The 20103-nt window shown below is 69.6% G+C and carries 17 protein-coding genes and 1 pseudogene; 16 read left to right on the top strand and 2 right to left on the bottom strand.

The genetic code is table 11. The features are described 5' to 3' along the window. Positions 1-778 (top strand): annotated as a pseudogene (locus ABI385_RS05265) (phosphoketolase); the annotation flags it as partial. Positions 779-876: 98 nt separating this feature from the next. Next, positions 877-3540 (top strand): plasma-membrane proton-efflux P-type ATPase, encoded by a 2664-nt coding sequence (locus tag ABI385_RS05270; protein ID WP_348102695.1) that lies wholly within the window; start codon positions 877-879, stop codon positions 3538-3540. Between the two features lie 297 nt (positions 3541-3837). On the opposite strand, the gene ABI385_RS05275 is transcribed toward ABI385_RS05270, so the two are convergent. Continuing rightward, positions 3838-4149, bottom strand: a complete 312-nt coding sequence (locus ABI385_RS05275) for a hypothetical protein (RefSeq protein WP_348102696.1) — start codon at positions 4147-4149, stop codon at positions 3838-3840. A 511-nt stretch (positions 4150-4660) separates the two neighbouring features. Here ABI385_RS05275 and ABI385_RS05280 point away from each other — a divergent pair. The 9 genes from ABI385_RS05280 (at position 4661) to pdxS (ending at position 14798) form a co-directional block, all read left to right on the top strand. Further along, positions 4661-5245: a hypothetical protein gene (locus ABI385_RS05280; RefSeq protein WP_348102697.1), complete on the top strand. Its 585-nt coding sequence runs from the start codon at positions 4661-4663 to the stop codon at positions 5243-5245. 79 nt (positions 5246-5324) lie between these two features. Next, complete coding sequence (locus ABI385_RS05285) at positions 5325-8285, top strand: BTAD domain-containing putative transcriptional regulator (RefSeq protein ID WP_348102698.1); 2961 nt, start codon at positions 5325-5327, stop codon at positions 8283-8285. 294 nt (positions 8286-8579) lie between these two features. Beyond that, the gene (locus ABI385_RS05290; RefSeq protein WP_348102699.1) at positions 8580-9713 is read left to right on the top strand and encodes a hypothetical protein; all 1134 of its coding nucleotides are present in this window, start codon (positions 8580-8582) and stop codon (positions 9711-9713) included. Between the two features lie 214 nt (positions 9714-9927). Continuing rightward, a complete protein-coding gene (locus ABI385_RS05295) occupies positions 9928-10491 on the top strand; it encodes an HIT domain-containing protein (RefSeq protein WP_348102700.1) in 564 nt (187 codons plus the stop codon). A 13-nt stretch (positions 10492-10504) separates the two neighbouring features. Beyond that, on the top strand, positions 10505-11146 hold the full coding sequence (gene pgsA, locus ABI385_RS05300; RefSeq protein ID WP_348102701.1) for a phosphatidylinositol phosphate synthase: 642 nt from the start codon (positions 10505-10507) through the stop codon (positions 11144-11146). Beyond that, on the top strand, positions 11143-12102 hold the full coding sequence (locus ABI385_RS05305) for a phosphatidylinositol mannoside acyltransferase (protein ID WP_348102702.1): 960 nt from the start codon (positions 11143-11145) through the stop codon (positions 12100-12102). Before pgsA ends, ABI385_RS05305 begins: the two co-directional genes overlap by 4 nt. After that, positions 12099-13286: a glycosyltransferase family 4 protein gene (locus ABI385_RS05310; RefSeq protein ID WP_348102703.1), complete on the top strand. Its 1188-nt coding sequence runs from the start codon at positions 12099-12101 to the stop codon at positions 13284-13286. The genes ABI385_RS05305 and ABI385_RS05310 overlap by 4 nt, the downstream gene beginning before the upstream one ends. Further along, entirely contained in the window at positions 13283-13828 is a 546-nt protein-coding gene (locus ABI385_RS05315; RefSeq protein WP_348102704.1) for a hypothetical protein, read from the top strand. The genes ABI385_RS05310 and ABI385_RS05315 overlap by 4 nt, the downstream gene beginning before the upstream one ends. 73 nt (positions 13829-13901) lie before the next feature. Beyond that, on the top strand, positions 13902-14798 hold the full coding sequence (gene pdxS, locus ABI385_RS05320; RefSeq protein ID WP_348102725.1) for a pyridoxal 5'-phosphate synthase lyase subunit PdxS: 897 nt from the start codon (positions 13902-13904) through the stop codon (positions 14796-14798). Between the two features lie 91 nt (positions 14799-14889). On the opposite strand, the gene kynU is transcribed toward pdxS, so the two are convergent. Further along, positions 14890-16161 (bottom strand): kynureninase, encoded by a 1272-nt coding sequence (gene kynU / locus ABI385_RS05325; protein ID WP_348102705.1) that lies wholly within the window; start codon positions 16159-16161, stop codon positions 14890-14892. Between the two features lie 105 nt (positions 16162-16266). On the opposite strand from kynU, the gene pdxT reads away from it, so the two are divergent. From pdxT to ruvB, 5 genes are all read left to right on the top strand, one after another. After that, positions 16267-16887: a pyridoxal 5'-phosphate synthase glutaminase subunit PdxT gene (pdxT, locus tag ABI385_RS05330; RefSeq protein ID WP_348102706.1), complete on the top strand. Its 621-nt coding sequence runs from the start codon at positions 16267-16269 to the stop codon at positions 16885-16887. A gap of 9 nt (positions 16888-16896) precedes the next feature. Beyond that, positions 16897-17655, top strand: a complete 759-nt coding sequence (locus ABI385_RS05335) for a YebC/PmpR family DNA-binding transcriptional regulator (protein ID WP_348102707.1) — start codon at positions 16897-16899, stop codon at positions 17653-17655. Positions 17656-17833: 178 nt separating this feature from the next. Next, on the top strand, positions 17834-18358 hold the full coding sequence (ruvC, locus tag ABI385_RS05340; protein WP_348102726.1) for a crossover junction endodeoxyribonuclease RuvC: 525 nt from the start codon (positions 17834-17836) through the stop codon (positions 18356-18358). Then, positions 18355-18948 carry a Holliday junction branch migration protein RuvA gene (ruvA, locus tag ABI385_RS05345; RefSeq protein ID WP_348102708.1) on the top strand — a complete coding sequence of 198 codons (594 nt, stop codon included), beginning with the start codon at positions 18355-18357 and terminating at the stop codon, positions 18946-18948. The genes ruvC and ruvA overlap by 4 nt, the downstream gene beginning before the upstream one ends. Beyond that, positions 18945-20102 carry a Holliday junction branch migration DNA helicase RuvB gene (ruvB, locus tag ABI385_RS05350; protein WP_348102709.1) on the top strand — a complete coding sequence of 386 codons (1158 nt, stop codon included), beginning with the start codon at positions 18945-18947 and terminating at the stop codon, positions 20100-20102. The genes ruvA and ruvB overlap by 4 nt, the downstream gene beginning before the upstream one ends. Position 20103 lies beyond the last annotated feature (1 nt).

A 20103-nucleotide genomic window follows, 5' to 3' on the forward strand; every position in this document is an offset into this window, starting at 1 on the left:
CAACGGTTTCACCCACCAGGATCCCGGCTTCCTCGACCACGTCGTCAACAAGAAGGCCGACATCGTGCGGGTCTACCTCCCGCCCGACGCCAACTGCCTGCTCTCGGTCGCCGACCACTGCCTGCGCTCGCGCCACTACGTCAACGTGATCGTCGCCGGCAAGCACGCCATGCCGCAATGGCTGACTATGGAGCAGGCACAGGTGCACTGCACCGAAGGCATCGGGATCTGGCAGTGGGCGAGCAACGACCGCGGCGCGGAGCCCGACGTCGTGCTCGCCTGCTGCGGTGACACCCCCACCCTGGAGGTGCTCGGAGCGGTGTCGATCCTGCGGGAGAACCTGCCCGAGCTGAAGGTCCGGGTCGTCAACGTCGTGGACCTGATGAAGCTGCAGTCAGCCAGTGAGCACCCACACGGCCTCTCAGACGGCGAGTATGACGCCTTGTTCACCAAGGACAAGCACATCGTGTTCGCCTTCCACGGCTACCCCACCCTGATCCACCGCCTCACCTACCGGCGCACCAACCACAACCTGCACGTACGCGGCTACAACGAGGAAGGCACCATCACCACACCCTTCGACATGCGCGTGCAGAACCGGCTCGACCGCTTTCATCTCGTCCAAGACGTCATCGACCGCCTACCCCAGCTCGGAGCGACCGGCGCCTATCTCAGGCAGTCGATGGCCAACAAGCTCATCGAACACAACCTCTACATCAACACGCACGGTCAGGACCTGCCCGAGATCCGCGACTGGACCTGGACCCCACCGCAGTGACGACCTATAGCAAGCAGAAAGAACCGCCTGATGACCACCCACGAGAGCAACCCCAGGCTGCAGCTTCGTCCGGCGCAGACCCGGCGCCGGAGCAAGACTTGAAGACGCTGCCGATGGCGGAAGTGACCAAGGCACTCGGCAGCTCGAGCGACGGGCTGACCCAGGCTGAGGCGGCGAAGCGGCTGGAGCAATACGGGCCGAACGAGATCGTCGAGCACAAGACGAACCCCCTGCTGAAGCTGCTGTCCTACTTCTGGGGCCCGATCCCGTGGATGATCGAGGTTGCGGTAGTCCTTTCTGGTGCTGTGGGGCACTGGCCCGACTTCTTCATTATCTTGGTCCTGCTCGTGGCCAATGCCCTGGTCGGTTTCACCGAGGAACGCCAGGCCGGCAACGCGATCGACGCACTGAAAGCCAAGCTCGCCATCAACGCCCGCGTCCGACGCGACGGAGAATGGGTGACCCCTGCGGCCCGCGAGCTGGTGCCCGGGGACGTGATCCGGCTGCGGCTGGGCGACATCGTCCCGGCCGACGCCCGACTGCTCGACGGCGACGAGATCGCGGTCGACCAGTCCGCGCTCACCGGCGAGTCACTTCCCACGACCTGCACTGCCGGCGACGCGGTCTTTTCAGGCTCGGTCATCCGCCGCGGCGAGATCGGCGCCCTGGTCTACGCCACCGGAACCCACACCTACTTCGGCAAGACCGCCGAACTGGTCCAGGACGCGCACACGGTCAGCCACTTCCAAAAGGCCGTCCTGAAGATCGGCAACTACCTCATCCTCCTCGCGGTCGCGCTGGTCACGTTCATCGTGGTGGTGTCTGTCCTGCGCGGTGACGCGGTCCTGACGACTCTGCAGTTCGCGCTGGTGTTGACCGTCGCGGCAATCCCGGTCGCGATGCCCACCGTGTTGTCCGTGACGATGGCGGTCGGCGCCCGGCTGCTGGCCAAGAAGCAGGCCATCGTCAGCAAGCTGGTAGCGATCGAGGAGCTAGCCGGAGTGGACACGCTCTGCGCGGACAAGACCGGCACGCTGACCCAGAACTCCCTGACTCTCGGCGACCCGTTCAGCGTTGCGGACGTCACGGCGGCGGACGTGATCCTGGCGGGCGCTCTGGCCTCCCGCGCCGACAACGACGACCCCATCGACCTCGCCGTCTTAGGCGGGTTCGGCGACGCGACGGCGTTGCAGGCATACAAGGTCACTCACTTCGAGCCGTTCGACCCGGTCCACAAGCGCACCGAAGCCACCGTCACCGACACCGACGGATCGACGTTCACGGTGACCAAGGGCGCCCCGCAAGTCATCCTGTCCTTGGCCGGAGATGCCGCAGCATCCAAGGCCGCCGTCGACACTGCGGTCAACGACTTCGCCACCCGAGGCTTCCGGTCCTTGGGCGTGGCCCGCGCCGAGGGAGAAGGCGGCGAATGGCGGTTCCTCGGAGTTCTCCCGCTGTTCGACCCTCCGCGCGACGACGCCGCGTCCACGCTCGCCACCGCCAAGGCGATGGGCGTGTCCGTGAAGATGGTGACCGGTGACGCAATCGCCATCGCCAAGGAGACCGCCGCCAAAGTCGGCCTCGGCACCAACATCCTCGACGCCGCCGGCCTAGGGGACGTGAAGAAGAAGGAGTCCGCGGCGGTCGCGGAGTCCATCGAAAGCGCCGACGGGTTCGCGCAGGTTTTCCCGGAGCACAAATACCACATCGTCGACGTTCTGCAGCAACGCGGCCATATCGTCGGCATGACGGGCGACGGCGTCAACGACGCCCCCGCACTGAAGAAGGCCGACTGCGGCATCGCCGTCTCCAGCGCGACCGACGCCGCCCGCTCCGCCGCCGCGATCGTGCTCCTCACCCCCGGGCTGTCGGTGATCATCGACGCGATCAAGGAAAGCCGCAAGATCTTCCAACGGATGAACTCCTACGCCATGTACCGCATCGCCGAGACGCTGCGGGTTCTGCTGTTCATGTCCGTCGCGATCCTGGTCTTCAACTTCTACCCCGTCACCGCGATCATGATCGTGATGCTGGCCCTGCTCAACGACGGCGCAATCCTGTCCATCGCCTACGACAACGTGCGCTACAAGATGCAGCCCGAAGCCTGGAACATGCGCCTGGTACTGGGCATCTCCACCGTTCTGGGCGTCGTCGGTCCGATCGCCGCGTTCGGACTGTTCTACCTCGGCGACCGCGTCTTCGATCTCGGCCACCCACGGCTGCAGACCATGATGTATCTGATGCTGTCCGTCGCCGGGCACCTCACGATCTTCCTCACCCGCACCCGAGGACCCTTCTGGTCAATCCGTCCGGCTCGCATCCTGCTCCTCGCCGTGCTCGGTACCCAGGCCATCGCGACCCTCATCGCCGTCTACGGACTGTTCATGACCCCGCTCGGCTGGCAGTGGGCCGGGTTCGTCTGGGGCTATGCCATCATCTGCGCGTTGGCCAGCGACCGCGTCAAGCTGCTCGCTGATCGCGTCCTCGACCGCACCAAGGACGACGCGGATGCGAGCGTCGACACCACGTCGACCGAGAACCAACCCGCGAAGAGCTCTGCTGCGACGAAGGTCGCCGCCACGACGGGACGCGCCGCCTTCTACACCGACACCGACCCGGGCGATGCGGTCTACCACGACAACGACGACTGTCCCTACGGCAAAGAGATCAAGAACCACCACAACGACCACCCCGGTACCGCGCACCGCCGGCGGTGCGACTGGTGTGCGCAGCACGACCAGGCGGCGACGGTCAGACGCTGACCTCGAGGCGGGTCAGCACCGCGGTGGGGACGAGCGACCTGTATGCCCGGCCACTATCGCGGCCGAGCCGACGTCCGTGGGCGGCTCGTCGCGCGGCAGCTGTGCCGGCATTTCATCCAGGGCGAAGCGGCCAGGGGGAGTCTGCCACGTCATCGTCGCCCAACGGCAGCTCCACGAGGCACCCGGCTTCATGGTGACGAGCAGATGGTGCGGCGCATCGCCTACGTCGACCCGGCCGGTGCCCTCCCAACTACTCGTGCGGCCGACAGGCCAGTCCCAGAAGGGTCAGACCTGTGCTCAGTGCAAGCCGCCGATGACGGCCTTGGCCACCGCGACAGCCTTCGTATAGTCGCCCGAAAGTGTGCCTCCGGCGCCCTCGACCGCGACCACCCGCTCCCCAGTCTGGACATCGAGCTCGATCTGACCGACTATCGCCTTGTCCCCCACTCCCGTCACTGGGGTGACATCTCCGCTGTCGCCGAGGACCGAGGACAACATCTGCAAGCTCACCCCGCTGGTGGGCTGGTAGACGATCACCATCAACGAGATGGTCGGATCCGAGGTCGCGTAGGTGCACTGGTCTTGGCCGTCAGCGATGGTCTGGCTCACAGCTGAGGTATAGGGCCTTCCGACCAGCGAGGACGCCTGGGTCGCCGACAGCAGCGAGCAGGTGTCGAAACTCGAGCCGGTGCCCGCGCCGCCGGACGTCGAGGGCGTTGAAGTCGGCAAGGAGGCAGCCTCGCTCCCTGAGCCGGTGGAACGACTCACGGTGGCTACCGACCTCGCGGCCGCCGGGGGTGCGGTTGCGCTCGTCGACCCATCCGAACACGCCGTCAGGGAAACAACGCCGACGGCAATGCCGAGGACGATCAGGCCAATACGAACTCTCATAGCAGTCTCCAGAGGCCGGGCACAGCACGCTTGCCGGTGCCCTTCGAACACCACCAGCCGCCGGTAACGTCTCGGTAATCCCGGTGCGAGGAGACCACGCGCCGCCCAGGAACCGGAGCCTGCTGCTCTCTGCGCGACCAGTTTCAGTAGGGACACCCAGTGGGCGTTACCCAGACATTACGGCCCACCGGTGGGATGGCCTGATGCCCGCTAAATCTGAAGCGTCGTGATGTCAGACCGTGTCCCCCGAGGCGTCCGCGCACTGTCCGGCGTCCTCATCCTGGCTGGCGTGCTGGGTGGCTGCAGCGCCACCAAAGCCGCGAGTGCCACCCCGGCGCTTGCGCCCATCACGAGTTCGTCCGCCTCGCCGACCTCGGTGGCGGTGCCGCACGCCGCGACCTCGTCGCCCGACGCCGCCACCGGCGTGAGTTCTCGCGACGGTGCCTGCGCCTATCTCACTGTGTCGAAGCTGAACATGCTGCTCGGTCGGCAGTACACGGTCAGCAAGAACGTGCCCCTCCCGGATCCGGCCTCAGCGGCATACTGCGCTTATAGCACCAGCGATGCCGAGTTCGACGTGATCGTGGCGACCGCCGATCCGGCCGATGCCGTGACCACGTTCAACCAGGCCGCCGGCAACAAGCTGCAGCCCGGCAGCGGGGTCGGGGACCAGTCGCTCGTCGGTCCGACCGAGCTCGTCGCCGTCTTCGGGCAGGCCACCATCGCAGCCTCGGATTCGAGCCCCGGCAGGATGAGCCCGCCGACAGCGAGTCAGCTCGAGGCGGTCGTAAAGGCGGTCCACGCGGCAATGTAGGAGCAGCCGCCCGGCCCAGGCGCCGGACTCAACGGCCGCCAGCCGACCCTTGGGCCGACTAGGGTTCGATGGTGTGCACGTGAGCGTGATCGGTTCTGTGACGGTCAGTTCGGCGACTGCTGCCGTCTCAGGGGCCGGCCTCGGCGGCCGACGTGCGCGCGTCGTCCTCGTGGCGTTGGCTTTGGCGCGCGGCGACGTGACCCCCGATCGACTGGCGAGCGTCGTGTGGGGTGACGAGCTGCCGCCCACCTGGCAGGTCGCATTGCGTGGCGTCATCCTCGGCATCCGCCGCTCGTGTGCCTACGTGGCCGAGGACGGGGAGCGGCTGATCGAGACCGCCTCGGCGGGGTACCGCCTTGCCCGAGATGTCGAGGTCGACTTCTACCGGGCGCAGAGGGACGTCGGCCGGGCCGCCGAGCTCGTCGCGGCGGACCGACCGCAAGCCGCTCTCGACCTCGTCACCTCTCTGACGACGCTGTCGGGGGCCGCCATCCTGCCGGACGAGGACGCCGCGTGGCTCGAGCCATACCGCCAGAAGATCGAGGGGACGGCGAGGCAAGCCAGCGATCTGACCGTCGAGGCAGCGATGCGTCTCGGACAGCATCATCTCGCCGTCGAGACCGCCCGCGGAGCGGTCGCGGCGTGGCCGCTGCACGAAGGCAGTCACCGGAACCTGATGACAGCCTTGACCCGGTCCGGCGACCGAGCGGGGGCCGTCGCTGCATACGGCTACTGCCGCTCGGTCCTTGCTGACCAGCTCGGTGTGGATCCCAGCGCGGAGACGGTTGCGGTCTACCTGGACGTGATCCGGGACCAGGCCGGCTCGACGTACGCACGGGTGCCTCACTCGGCCTCGTCCTTCGTGGGCCGCCAGGCCGAGCTGGCTGCCCTGACCGAGGCCGTGGCCGGTAGCGGACTGATCACCGTCGTCGGCCGCGGCGGCGTAGGCAAGTCGCGGTTGGTCGCACAGGTGGCCCTCAGCCCTGGGGACTTCACCGGCGCCCCACTGTGGGTCTCGCTGACGGCAGTGCCCGACGAGGCGCTGGTCGCCTCGACTGTCGCCCTCGAGCTCGGGGTCCACGTCGGCGCTGCAGATGCAGCGGTCGCCGTCGCCGGCTACCTGGGTCCGCTCGGCCCGCTCCTTCTCGTCTTGGACGGCTGCGAGGCCGTCACCGACGGCGTCGCCTCCCTCGTGAACACCTTGCACACACACGCACCTTCGCTGACGGTCGTGGTGACGAGCCGCTGGCCGCTCTCCATAGACGGCGAGCACGTCCTGACGGTGCAGCCGATGACGCCCGTGGTCGGGGTGGACGACCTTCGCCTCAACAGCCAGGTCCGGCTGTTGACCGACCGCGTACGCGAAGCCGGGGGCGAGCTGTCAGTCGACGCGACGAACGCGCAAGACGTCGCCGCTTTGTGTCGCCGCTGTGACGGCCTGCCGCTCGCCCTCGAGCTGGTCGCAGCCCAGCTCACCGCCATGCCGCCCGGCGACCTCCTCGACCACCTGCAGGAGCGCGGCCCAAGCGTCGGCGACACCCTGCGGTCGGTGACGCGAAGCACCTACGAGCTACTCGACGACGACGAGCAGACGGTGTTTCGCCGGGCCGCCGTCCTGGAAGGACCGGTCAGCCTGGCCCTGCTGCGTGAGGTCACTTCGGACGAACGGATCGCCGCTGTACGCGTCGTACGAGTGCTCCGGGAGCTCACGGCCCGTGGGCTGATGTCGGTCGACCGCACAGGGGCGCGTTGGCGCTACCGACAAGACGACGACCTGCACCAGTTCGCAGCTCAGCTGCTCCGTGACGCCGGCGAGGAGCCAGCGGCATACGGGCGTCTCGCCGACGCAGTGCGGTCCCGGCTGCCTGACGATGCCCGGGCCGCCCCGGGAGCCTTCCGCGACGAGATCACCGACGTCCTCGCCTCCGTGCGCTCCTTGCTCGGCGCCGCGCTCGCCGGCCGCGCAGACCTGGACCGCTGTCAGGAGCTGGCCTTCAGACTTCACCGGTACTTCGCCACGACCAACGTCGACGAGGGACGCTTCTGGCTGTCCCGCCTCCTCCAACGCGGCTCCAGCGGACCGTGGGCGCCCTACGCCACGTATGCCTCGGGCTACCTCGGCTACTGGTCCGGGGACACCGACGCGGCGATGCGCGACCTCGAGGAGGCAGTCGGCCGACTGGCGAGCGCCGACGACGCATACCGTGCCCGCGCACTCATCTTCCTCGCCGGACTCTTGGACGACGTCGACCGCGGGCCGGAGGCGGTCGAGACGGTGCGTGCCGCGATCGAGGCGGCAGCCCCGCACGACGCCGACCTGCAGGTCTCGGTGGCGATGGGCCTCGGCAGCGTGCTCGCCGAGCGGACCGACCCGTCGGCCGCGGGCTACGCCAAAGACGCCATCGACCTCTGTCGCGCGCGCGCCTCTGTCGAACAGCTAGCCATGGCCATGCCGACAGCTGCGATGATCTGCTGGCAGGTCGGCGCCCTGGATCAGGCGCGTGAGTACATCGCCGAGGCCCTGCCGATGCACTCCGGTACGCAGCGGATCTCCCGCGTCGTCCTGCTCTCCGCGGCCGCCGGTGTTGCCCTTGCCGACGGCGATCTCGACGCGGCGTGCGAGTACGGCAGCACGGCGGACCGGGAGGCGACGGCGCTAGGCGTCGAACGGGAAACGCCGCTGATCCGGGCGGTCCTTGCGCGCGCGCTTCTCGCTCGTGGAGACCTCGCTGCGGCGGCGGGTCGGTGCGCCGCCGCGCTCGAAACCGCCCTCGGCATGTCCGTCGCCTTCCCCGCGGCCGTCGGCCTGGAGACCGCCGCCCTCATCCTGGACACGGCGGGCGCTTCCGACGTCCGCGCGATCAGCGACATCCTCGGCGCGGCGACGGTCATCCGCATTCGTGGCGACCGGCCGGCCCCGAGCACCCTCGGTGTCGAGATCGACGCCTTGCGCTCCAGGTACTCCGGTCCGTCCAGCCCCCTCGGTACCGCCGCGGCGGGACGGCTTGCCCTCGGCCTGCTCGCCGTGATCGAGGGATGAGGTCACGGGTCCGGATCAGGGACGAGCGTGAACGTCGACGGGTCGTTCCAGGGCTGGCCTCCCAGCTGAACGCACTGCGCTGACATGTAGCTCCCTCGTGTCGGCTGAAAAGGAACCTGACCCCCCTAAGGAACCCGCACGGCAGTAACGGCGCGGTAAACACCAGGCATACCAACCGAGCCGCGTCGGTGACGCACGCCGACCTCTGTACCGGGCGGCTCGCGGGCTGGGCCGGGACGGGCCCGCTCCGAGACCACGGTGCGGGGGTCGTGAGTGTTGTGCCACGGTGATCCGGTGCCACGACTGTCGGGGGTAGTGCGGGCCTCGGTCACGCCCCTGGCGTCGATCCTCGGCTCGGGCCTGTTGATCATCGTGCCTGTACTGGAGCGCACGCTCGGGTCGCTGTCGGTGTTCGGTGCGGCCCTGGTGTGCGGTGTGGCCTGGGTGGTGGGCACGTCGGTGCGGCACTGTGTCCGGGTCGTCGAACCGGCGCAGGCGTCCGGGTCGCTCGACCGGGTCAACGCCCGGCTGGACCAGGCCGGTGACGCGGTCATCGTGGTGGCCTATGTCATCTCGGTGGCGTTGTACCTGCGGATCATGGCCCAGTACGTCGTCGACTATTCCGACCCGGGCGGGTCCGCACTGTGGGAGCGGGTGGTGGCCTGCGCAGCCGTCGCGCTGATCGTGGTAGTCGGGATCACCCGCGGGTTCGCCGGGCTGAACCTGCTGGATCGCTTCAGCCTCGGTGTCGTCCTGGTGTTGACGACGGTCCTTGGTGGGACGCTGCTGCTCCACGACGTTCATGGGCAGTTCGGCGCCGGACTGGTCTTGCCGCCGGTTCCGGACATTGGGATCGGGGAGATCCTGCTGGTGCTGGGTGGGATTGTGATCACGGTGCAGGGGTTCGAGACGGTGCAGTACCTCGGTGACCATTACGACGCCGAGACCCGGGTCTGGGCCTCCCGGTTCGCGCAGCTGGTCGCGGCGTCGATCTACCTCGGCTTCGTCGCGGTCGCCACGCCGGTGATGGGGCTGGGAACCCCCGCAGGACCCGACGTCACACTGTTGGACATCACCGCCCGGGTGGCGCCGTGGCTCGCTCTGCCGTTGGTGCTGTCGGCCGTGCTCAGCCAGTTCAGCGCGGCGGTGGCGGACACGGTCGCGGCCGAAGGCAACCTGCGGGGTCTCTCCCGCTTCATGCGTGGCCCCACGCCGTATCTGGTCAGTGGGGGCGCCGCCATCCTGCTCGCAGCGACCACGCCGACCCTCACGATCGTGGCGGTCGCCTCACGGGCATTCGCCGCCTACTACGCGATCCAAGCCGTCCTGGCGATGCGCACCTCGACCGGCCGGACACGAAAGGCAGGTTACGGTGCGCTGGCGGTCCTGATGGCCGCCGTCACCCTCTTCGCCCAGTCAGCAGGCTGAGGGGACCCCCCCTCGGCACCCAGCGTGGGGCGACGAGCGACGTAGACCAGGGCGGCTGACACGGTCCGCCGGCAGGGCACGCTCATCTCCTGCTTGTCGACGCCCTCGCGGACGATCTCGTCGCCCTTGCCGTAGTGCAGGCCGGCTGGGGTCCCCTGACGAGAAGGACTGAGCCTCGCCGGCACCCGTCGGGCCGCTGCATAAGATCGAGAACATGCCCGCACCCGACGAGCCCGCAGAGGACGCCGATGACTTCGTGGGTGTCCGCGACGGCTTCCAGCGGCTGTGGACGCCGCACCGGATGGTCTACGTCGGGGGCGAAAAGCCCAGCCGGGAGGCGGGGGATAGCTGCCCGTTCTGTGCCGCACCGGGCAAGAGCGACGCCCAGGGCCTGGTGGTCCACCGCGGCGAGCTCTGTTACGTCGTGCTCAACCTCTTTCCTTACAACCCCGGCCACGTCCTGGTCTGCCCCTACCGGCACGTCTCGCGCTACGTCGACCTCGACGACGCGGAGACGGTCGAGTTCACGGCACTGACCAGACAGGCGATCCGGGCGCTCGAGTCCGCGTCACAGCCGATGGGTTTCAACATCGGGATGAACCAGGGCGACGTGGCCGGAGCGGGAGTCGCCGCGCACCTGCACCAGCACGTCGTCCCCCGGTGGGGCGGTGACTCCAACTTCCTGCCCGTCGTGGCGCAGACCAAGGCGCTGCCGATGCTCCTGGAAGACGTGCGGACCCGTCTCGTGGAGGCGTGGCCGGGCGTCGACGGCCAGTAGGCTGGCGCGCACCATGCTCAACCGACTGCTACGCGAGACCTGGACCAAGGTCATGACACCGATCGCGAAGCTCTTCCTTCGCCTCGGCCTCAGCCCCGACGTGGTGACCGTCATCGGCACGCTCGGGGTATGCGCAGGAGCGCTGGGCTTCTACCCTCGCGGTCAGTTCCTCGTCGGCACGCTCGTCATCGTGCTGTTCATCTTCGCGGACAACGTCGACGGTGTGATGGCGCGGATGTCCGGGCGCTCCGGCCCGTGGGGCGCCTATCTCGACTCCACCCTGGACCGGGTCGGCGACGCCGCCATCTTCGGTGCGCTGGTCCTCTACTTCGCGGGGCCCCACGGTGACCTGCTCACTGCCGGGTTCGCGCTGGCCTGCCTGATCTTCGGGTTCGTCGTCAGCTATGCCAAGGCACGCGCCGAGGGTCTCGGCATGACTGCGAACGTCGGAATCGCCGAACGGGCCGACCGGCTTCTCGCGGTGCTCCTCACGACGTTCCTCGTCGGCGTCGGGCTCCCCGTGGTGGTCCTCACAGTCGTGCTGGCCCTGCTCGCCGTCGCCAGCCTGGTCACCGTGGTGCAGCGGATGCTCGAGGTCCGTCGGCAGGCCCTGGCTCCGGCCGGGCCGAGCGCCACCGACCTGTCGGCGTCGTGAACCCGGCCGATACGGCCCAGGCGTGGGGCTTGCGTCTGGGTTTTGCGGCCGTACGCGCCCTGCCCGCTCGTGCGGCATATCGGCTGTTTGACCGCATCGCAGACCTCTCGTTCCGGCGAGGAGGGGGCGGTGTCGACCGGCTCCGGTCGAACTACGCCAAGGTGCGTCCGGAGCTCACCCCGGCCGAGCTCGAGGCGATGGTGCGCGAGGGTCTGCGGTCCTACATGCGCTACTACTGCGAGGCGTTCCGGCTGGTCGACCGCAGCCAGCAGGAGCTGGGCGAAGCCGTGAGGGTGACGGGCGACGGTCCCATGCGAGAGGCACTCGCCGCGGGCACCGGAGTGGTCATCTTCGTCGGCCACCAGGCCAACTGGGACCTCGCAGGTGCGTGGTCCTCGACGCATCTGGCACCCGTGACGACCGTCGCCGAACGACTCGAACCCGAGCAGGTGTTCCGGGACTTCCTCGAGTTCCGCGAGTCGCTGGGGATGACGATCCTGCCTCTGACGGGCGCCGGGGACCCCTTCGTGGGGCTCAAGAAAGCCATCGCCCAGGGCGACCTCGTGGCACTCGTGGCCGACCGCGACCTCACCCACAACGGGGTCGAGGTGGATCTGTGCGGCCACCGCGCCCGCGTCGCCAAGGGTCCTGCGGTCCTCTCGGTGCTCACCGGTGCCCCACTGTTCACCGCCGCCCTCTCTTACGAGGACGCACCCGAGATGCACTCGGGGAAAAGGGTCTACATATCGTTCTCCCCCCCGGTGCCGGTGCCGGGTGAGGGGACGACCCGCGACAAGGTCCAGGTGATGACCCAGGTCTGTGCCGACTATCTCGGCGCCGGCATCGTGGCGCACACCGAGGACTGGCACATGCTCCAACGGGTGTTCGTCGAGGACCTCGACGACCGTTCCACCACCGCGAGCATTCCGACCGGGACGGCCGGGGCACCGTCGTGAGGATCGGGATCGTCTGTCCTTACTCGTTCGACCTGCCCGGCGGCGTGCAGTTCCACGTGCGCGACCTCGCCGAGGTGTTCCTCGGTCAGGGGCACCAGGTCAGCGTCCTCGCGCCGGCCAGCGACAGCAAGCACCTGCCGCCCTACATGGTCTCCGGTGGGCGAGCCGTTCCTGTCCCCTTCAATGGCTCGGTTGCCCGTCTCAACATCGGCCCGGTCGCCGCAGCCAAGGTCTCGCGCTGGCTCGAGGCGGGGGACTTCGACGTCCTGCACCTGCACGAGCCGTTCACCCCCAGCGTGGCCGTCCTTGCGCTGTGGGCGGCCGAGGGCCCGATCGCCGCGACCTTCCACTCGTCTACCCTGCGCTCGCGCACCTACCAGGCCGCGAACCCGATCATCCGTCCGATCATGGAGAAGATCACGGGCCGGATCGCCGTCTCCGAGGACGCCCGACGAACCGTCTCCACCCATGTCGGCGGCGATGCCGTGGTCATCCCCAACGGTGTGTTCGTGGACCGGTTCGCCCTTGCCCCTGCCCGACCCGACTGGGTGGGGACCCAGGAGCGTCCGACGATCGCGTTCCTCGGACGGATGGAGGAGCCCCGCAAAGGTATGCCGGTTCTCGCCGCCGCGCTGCCGGCAGTGCTGCAGGCCGTCCCCGGCCTCCGGGTGCTCATCGCCGGTCCGGGTGACCCCGACGAGGTCCGCAAGGGGATGTCGGCGGAGGTGGCCGCGGCCTGCGAGTTCCTCGGGGCGGTGACCGACGAAGACAAGGCCCGGCTGCTCACGTCCGTCGACGTCTACGTGGCACCCAACACCGGAGGGGAGAGCTTCGGCATCATCCTCATCGAGGCGATGAGTGCCGGCGCGACGGTGCTGGCCAGCGACCTGCCGGCCTTCGTCCGAGTCCTCGACGGCGGGCGGGCTGGTGCGATGTTCGTCAACGAGGACCCCGCCTCGCTAGCTGAGCGGCTCGTCGAGCTGCTTCAGAATCCGTTGCTGCGTGGGCAGATTGCTGCCATCGGTCGGCGCCGGGCCGACGTCTTCGACTGGTCGACGGTGGCCAAGCAGGTGATGGAGGTCTACGAGACCATCACCGATGGGGCCTCCCGGGTGCGCCCGTCCGCCGAGGGGGCCTCCCGGTGGGCCCGGCTGGTGCGGGCCGGCCGAGGAAGCGGCGCGTGAGCCCCCTCGACTGGGTCACGGTTCTCGTTGTCCTGCTCGTCGGCCTCGCCTGGTACCTCTCTTACAGCGCTGCCCGGCTGGACCGGTTGCATGCCCGGGTCGAGGCGACCTCGGCGGCCCTGGACGCTCAGCTGGTCCGGCGCGCCGAGTCGACGATCGAGCTCGCCAATACCGGCCGGCTGGACGCCGCGTCGGGGCTCATCCTGGCCGCTGCGGCTGTGGAGTCGCTTGGCACGAGCGAGGGCGACGCCGACCGCGAGTCGGTCGAGTCCAACCTGAGCGACGCCCTCGCCCTCGCCCTCCCGCCCGAGGTGCTGAGGGGCCTGCGGGCCACCGACGACCAGATCAACGAGGCGTTGGCGCGGGTCGCGGCGTCCGGGACGCGGGTCCAGCTCGCGCGACGGTTCCACAACGACGCCGTGGTCGATGTGCGGCGGATCCGGCGCAAGACGTTCGTGCGCTGGTTCCGGTTGGCCGGCCACGCCGACCTTCCCGCCACCATCGAGTTCGACGACGAGCTGCCGAGCGGGCTGCGCCCCTGACCGGCGCTTACCGGCACACCACCTCTCGTCCTACGATGGGGGGGTGAGTACGCACGAGGAGACCAACGTCGGCATCAGCCCGGAGGCCAGCCGCACCGGCACCACCCGCGTCAAGCGCGGCATGGCCGAGATGCTCAAGGGCGGTGTGATCATGGACGTCGTCACCGCCGAGCAGGCCAAGATCGCCGAGGACGCCGGCGCTGTCGCGGTGATGGCGCTGGAACGGGTGCCCGCCGACATCCGCGCGCAGGGTGGGGTGTCGCGGATGAGCGACCCCGACATGATCGACGGGATCATCGCGACCGTCTCGATCCCGGTGATGGCCAAGGCCCGCATCGGTCACTTCGTCGAGGCGCAGGTTCTGCAGAGCCTCGGCGTGGACTACGTGGACGAGTCCGAGGTCCTCACGCCGGCCGACTACGCCAACCACATCGACAAGTGGGCGTTCGACGTGCCGTTCGTCTGTGGTGCCACCAACCTCGGTGAGGCGCTCCGACGGATCACCGAGGGTGCCGCCATGATCCGCTCCAAGGGCGAGGCCGGCACCGGTGACGTCTCGAACGCGACCACGCACATGCGGCAGATCCGTGGCGAGATCCGGCGGCTGCAGAACCTCGCCGAGGACGAGCTCTATGTCGCCGCGAAGGAGCTTCAGGCCCCCTACGACCTCGTCGCCGAGGTGGCTCGTGCGGGCAAGCTCCCCGTCGTGCTGTTCACGGCCGGTGGCATCGCCACTCCGGCCGACGCGGCGATGATGATGCAGCTCGGCGCCGAAGGCGTGTTCGTCGGCTCGGGCATCTTCAAGTCCGGCAACCCCGCCCAGCGTGCCGAGGCGATCGTCAAGGCGACCACGTTCTACGACGACCCGGACATGGTCGCCAAGGTGTCCCGAGGGCTGGGCGAGGCGATGGTCGGCATCAATGTCGAGGAGATCCCCCAGCCGCACCGGCTGTCCGAACGCGGCTGGTAGCAGCGGTCGAGGGAGGCCATCAACCGACGGGCAACCGCCCGCAGTGCGGCGGTGGCGTTGGTCAGCGAGCCTGTGGTCACGTCACGTCACGTCACGTCACCGTCGCCCGGGCGCGGAACTCGTCGCGCGCGTACTCCTGCTGGTGCACGACCTGCGCGAGGATGCTGGCCGCCGCCGCCGCGTCCTCGTGCGAGACATAGAGCGGGGCAAACCCGAGGCGCACGAGGTCGGGTTCACGGAAGTCGCCGATGACCCCGTGCGCCATGAGGGCTTGGACGACGGCGTAGGCCTCCGGGTGCCGGACCGCCACCTGCGAGCCGCGCCGGGCGTCGTCGCGCGGAGTCACCACGGCGTCACCGAGCCCGAGCCCGTCGAGGCATTCGACGAAGAACCTGGTCAGGGAAAGCGACCGGCCCCGGACATCGGCTAGGGGCAGGCCGTCGTATGCCGTCAGCGCGGCCTCCAGCGCCAGCAGTGACAGGAGCGGTGGCGTCCCGACCCGACCGCGAGTGATCCCGGGCGCCGGGTGGTAGGCCGGTCCCATCTCGAACGGCCGCGCGTGGCCGTGCCACCCGGTGAGCGGCTGCTCGAAGCCGCCCAGGTGTCGGGCGGCGACGTAGAGGAAGGCGGGTGCTCCGGGGCCGCCGTTGAGGTACTTGTAGCCGCAACCCACCGCGAAGTCTGCGCCGCCGGAGTCGAGCTCGACGTCCATCGCTCCCGCCGAGTGGCACAGGTCCCAGCAGGCCAGTGCGCCGACCTCGTGGGAGGCCGCCGTGATGGCCTCGAGGTCCCAGCGCTCGCCGGTGCGGTAGTCGACCGACGAGTAGGAGGCGAGGGCGAGGTCCTCGCCGACCTCCCGGATCGCCGCCGCTGCCTCGGCCGGTGGGACGAGGCGGACCTCGGCGCCGACCAGTTGCGCCGCGGAGTGGGTGATGTAGAGGTCGGTCGGGAACGAGTCGGGGTCGATGAGCACGACGTGGCGGCCGGGTCGCATCCGGGCGGCCCCGACCACCACCTTGAACAGGTTGACCGATGTCGAGTCGGTGACCACGACCTGGCCCGCCGCCGCTCCGACAAGCCGGCCGACCGTGTCGCCGACGCGGGTCTGGGCGCCCCACCAGTCCGCCTCGTTCCACGAACGGATCAGCCGCTGGCCCCACTCGTGCTCGATGACCTGCGCGACGGCGGCGGGAACGGCCTTGGGCAGCGCGCCGAGAGAGTTCCCGTCGAGGTAGATCGTTGCGTCCGGGATGACGAAGGCCTCTCGCCGGTATGCCGCGCGGTGCTCGGCATCGAGGGCGACGGCCCGCGCGGCGACAGGGGAAGGGAGCGGGGGAGCGGAGTGCGTCGATGTCGGGTCCACCGTCCCGACGCTAGCTGATCGGATCCCGGGTTTCGAAGGTCGTCGGCCGTGGGCCTGGGCGCAGGATGGAGGCGCCGGCGGGCGAGGCGGGTAGCGTCGCCGGGCGTGCCACCAGTTCATGATCCCCAACCGCCGCTCGTCGTCGGCGTCCTCGCGGTGCAGGGTGACGTGCGCGAGCACGTGCGGGTCCTCACCGCCCTGGGCGCGCAGCCCAGAACCGTCCGGCGCCCGGGCGAGCTCGCCGGCATACAGGGGCTCGTCATCCCCGGCGGGGAGTCCACGACGATGGACAAGCTGGTGCGGGCGTTCGACCTGCTGGACCCGCTGCGCGACGCCATAGCCGGCGGTCTGCCCGTCTATGGGTCGTGCGCAGGGATGATCATGCTCGCCGACCGCATCGTCGACCAGCGCGCCGACCAGCAGACCCTCGGGGGGCTGGACATCACGGTGCGACGCAACGCGTTCGGACGGCAGGTCGACTCGTTCGAGGAGGACATCGCGTTCGACGGGCTGGTCGACCCGCTGCACGCCGTCTTCATCCGCGCGCCGTGGGTCGAGGAGGTCGGCAAAGACGTCACGGTGCTGGCGCGTGTCGAGCATGGGAGCGCCGCCGGTAGGATCGTCGCCGTTCGTCAGGGTGCCTTGCTCGCCACCTCCTTCCACCCGGAGGTCACCGGCGACACGCGCGTCCACGGACTCTTCGTCGAGATGTGTCGAGCGGGATAAGGACGGGTCATGAGCGGCCACTCCAAATGGGCCACCACCAAGCACCAGAAGGCGGCCAAGGACGCCAAGCGGAGCAAGATCTTCGCGAAGCTGATCAAGAACATCGAAGTCGCGGCGCGCACCGGCGGCGGTGACGTCGTGGGCAACCCGACGCTCTACGACGCCGTGCAGAAGGCCAAGAAGACGTCAGTCCCCAACGACAACATCGACCGCGCCGTCAAGCGCGGCTCGGGCGCCGAGGCCGGTGCCTCGGACTGGCAGACCATCACCTACGAGGGCTATGCGCCTGGCGGGGTCGCGGTGCTCATCGAGTGCCTGACGGACAACAGGAACCGCGCGGCGGCCGAGGTGCGCACTGCGCTGTCTCGCAACGGGGGCGCCCTCGCCGACCCTGGCAGCGTCACCTACGTGTTCGACCGTCGCGGCGTCGTGACGGTCCCCAAGGGGACGCTCACCGAGGACGACCTGCTCGAGGTTGTGCTCGACGCGGGCGCCGAGGAGGTCAACGACCTGGGGGAGACCTTCGAGGTCGTCTCCGACCCGTCCGACTTCGTCGCGATCCGGACCGCGGTGCAGGCGGCGGGCATCGACTACGAGTCCGCCGAGGCGTCCTGGGTCGCCAACCTGCAGGTGCCTCTGGACGCGGACGGGGCGCGCCGGATGTTCCGCGTCATCGACGCGCTCGAGGACAGCGACGACGTGCAGGACGTCTACACCAACGGCGACGTCTCCGACGAGGTGCTGGCCGAGCTCGACGAGGACGACTGACCACCTGAGCTGCTGACCTGCGGACACGCCGCCATCACCACCTGCGGACACGCCACCATCACCACCTGCGGACACGCCGCAAGGGTTCCGGCGGCAGGCCGCTGGGGCAGGTAGCGTCGGCCCCGAACAGGTGTTCGGCCCTCTCGTGGGTCAGATCGAGAGCGGAGGGTATGCCGTGATGCGGGTCCTCGGCGTCGACCCCGGTCTGACGCGCTGCGGCATCGGCGTCGTGGAGGGGACCGTCGGACGACCGGTCACGATGCTCGAGGTCGGCGTGATCCGCACCCCGACCACGCTGGACACCGCCCATCGACTCCTGGCCCTCCAGATGGAGATGGAGCAGTGGGTCGAGCGACACCGACCCGACGCGGTGGCCATCGAACGCGTCTTCGCCGATGTCAACGTCGCCAGCGTCATGGGCACCGCGCAGGCGTCGGCGGTGGCGATGCTGGCTGCGGCGAGCCGAGGCATACCGGTGTTCCTGCACACCCCCACCGAGGTCAAGGCCGCGGTGACCGGCAGCGGGAGGGCCGACAAGGCCCAGGTCACCGCCATGGTTACCCGGATCCTGAGGCTGCCCACCGCGCCCCGGCCGGCCGACGCCGCCGACGCTCTCGCGCTCGCGATCTGCCACCTCTGGCGCGGGGCGGCCCAGCAGCGCCTCGACGCAGCGCTGGCCCGTGCGGGTGGTGCGACGCGATGATTGCGTCGCTGAGCGGCATCGTCGCGCGCACCGGTCTCGACTCCGTCGTCCTCGAGGTGGGCGGGGTCGGGATGCTGGTCCACACGACCCCGCTGACCGCCGCGTCGCTGCTCACCGGGCAACCGGCCCGCCTGTCGACGTCACTCGTGGTCCGAGAGGACTCGCTGACGCTCTACGGCTTCACCGACGAGGACGAGCGTGGGGTGTTCGAGACCGTGCAGACCGTGTCCGGCGTCGGCCCGCGTCTCGCGTTGGCCATGCTCGCCGTCCACCGCCCGGACGCGATCCGCGCCGCGGTGTCCAGCGGTGATCTCGTCGCACTCACCAAGGTTCCTGGCGTCGGCCGCAAGGGCGCCGAACGGCTGGTGCTCGAGCTGCGCGACAAGATGGTCGGGGCCGCAGCGGCCTCGACACCGACCGGCCGACCGGCCACCGCGGCCTGGCAGGGGCAGGTGCGTGACGCGCTGGTCGGCCTGGGCTGGACGGCGCGCCAGGCAGACGATGCCGTCGAGGCCGTGGCGCCGCTGGCGTCCGGGGGAGCCGAGGTGTCGGCCCTGTTGCGGGCGGCGCTGCAGGAGCTCGGCCGATGAGCGACGAGACCGGCGCGTTCGGGGAGGACCTGTCCTACGACGCGACGGCGCGCGTCGTCGACGCGCGGCCCGACGAGGGAGACCGCAAGATCGAGGCGGCCCTGCGCCCCAGGCGGCTGTCGGAGTTCCCTGGTCAGGGCCGGGTCCGCGACCAGCTCGCCCTGGTCCTCGAGGCGGCAAAACGCCGGGGCACGCCGCCGGACCACGTGCTGCTCTCGGGTCCTCCCGGCCTCGGGAAGACCACCCTGGCCATGATCGTCGCCGCCGAGCTCGAGCAACCCCTGCGCGTGACGTCCGGTCCGGCGATCCAGCACGCGGGCGACCTTGCTTCGATCCTGTCGTCGCTGGCCGAGGGTGAGGTGCTGTTTGTCGACGAGATCCACCGCATGGCGCGTCCCGCCGAGGAGATGCTCTACCTCGCGATGGAGGACTTCCGGGTGGACGTGGTGGTCGGCAAAGGCCCCGGCGCCACGGCGATCCCGTTGGAGCTGTCGCCCTTCACCGTCGTCGGCGCCACGACGCGAGCGGGACTGCTTCCCGCGCCTCTGCTCGACCGGTTCGGGTTCACCGGGCACCTCGACTTCTACGCGACCGCCGACCTCGTCACGATCCTGCAGCGCAGCGCCCGGCTGCTGGCCGTCGAAGCGGACACCGCCGGCATCGAGGAGATCGCCACCCGTTCCCGCGGGACACCGCGCATCGCGAACCGTCTCCTGCGCCGGGTGCGGGACTGGGCACAGGTGCACGGGCGCGGCGTCGTGGACCTCGACGCGGCCAAGGTGGCCCTGGCGCTGTTCGACGTCGACGAGCTCGGCCTCGACCGGCTCGACCGCGCCGTGCTCGAGGCACTGTGCCGCCGCTTCGGAGGAGGCCCGGTCGGTCTGACCACGCTCGCCGTCGCCGTGGGCGAGGAGGCCGACACGGTGGAGACCGTCGCGGAACCCTTCCTTGTCCGTGAGGGCCTCATCGTCCGTACGCCGAGGGGCCGGGCAGCGACCGCGCTGGCCTGGGAGCATCTGGGGCTCACCCCACCGCCGGGCGGCTTGGTTCTCGGCTCTGGTCCGCGGGCGGTGGGTGGCCCTGGCAGCGCGGTTTCGGGGGGAGCCGACGCGGCTATGCTGCCCCTCGACGAGCCCGGGCGGTTCGGCGGCTGAC

Origin of the sequence: Lapillicoccus sp., assembly GCF_039935575.1 — a bacterium.
Classification (GTDB): domain Bacteria; phylum Actinomycetota; class Actinomycetes; order Actinomycetales; family Dermatophilaceae; genus Lapillicoccus.

Excerpts from the sequence above, each read along its gene's own strand:
- ABI385_RS05280 (WP_348102697.1), top strand. The coding sequence starts at position 4,661 with ATGTCAGACCGTGTCCCCCGAGGCGTCCGCGCACTGTCCGGCGTCCTC.
- ABI385_RS05295 (WP_348102700.1), top strand. The coding sequence starts at position 9,928 with ATGCCCGCACCCGACGAGCCCGCAGAGGACGCCGATGACTTCGTGGGT.
- pgsA (WP_348102701.1), top strand. The coding sequence starts at position 10,505 with ATGCTCAACCGACTGCTACGCGAGACCTGGACCAAGGTCATGACACCG.
- ABI385_RS05335 (WP_348102707.1), top strand. The coding sequence starts at position 16,897 with ATGAGCGGCCACTCCAAATGGGCCACCACCAAGCACCAGAAGGCGGCC.
- ruvC (WP_348102726.1), top strand. The coding sequence starts at position 17,834 with ATGCGGGTCCTCGGCGTCGACCCCGGTCTGACGCGCTGCGGCATCGGC.
- ruvA (WP_348102708.1), top strand. The coding sequence starts at position 18,355 with ATGATTGCGTCGCTGAGCGGCATCGTCGCGCGCACCGGTCTCGACTCC.
- ruvB (WP_348102709.1), top strand. The coding sequence starts at position 18,945 with ATGAGCGACGAGACCGGCGCGTTCGGGGAGGACCTGTCCTACGACGCG.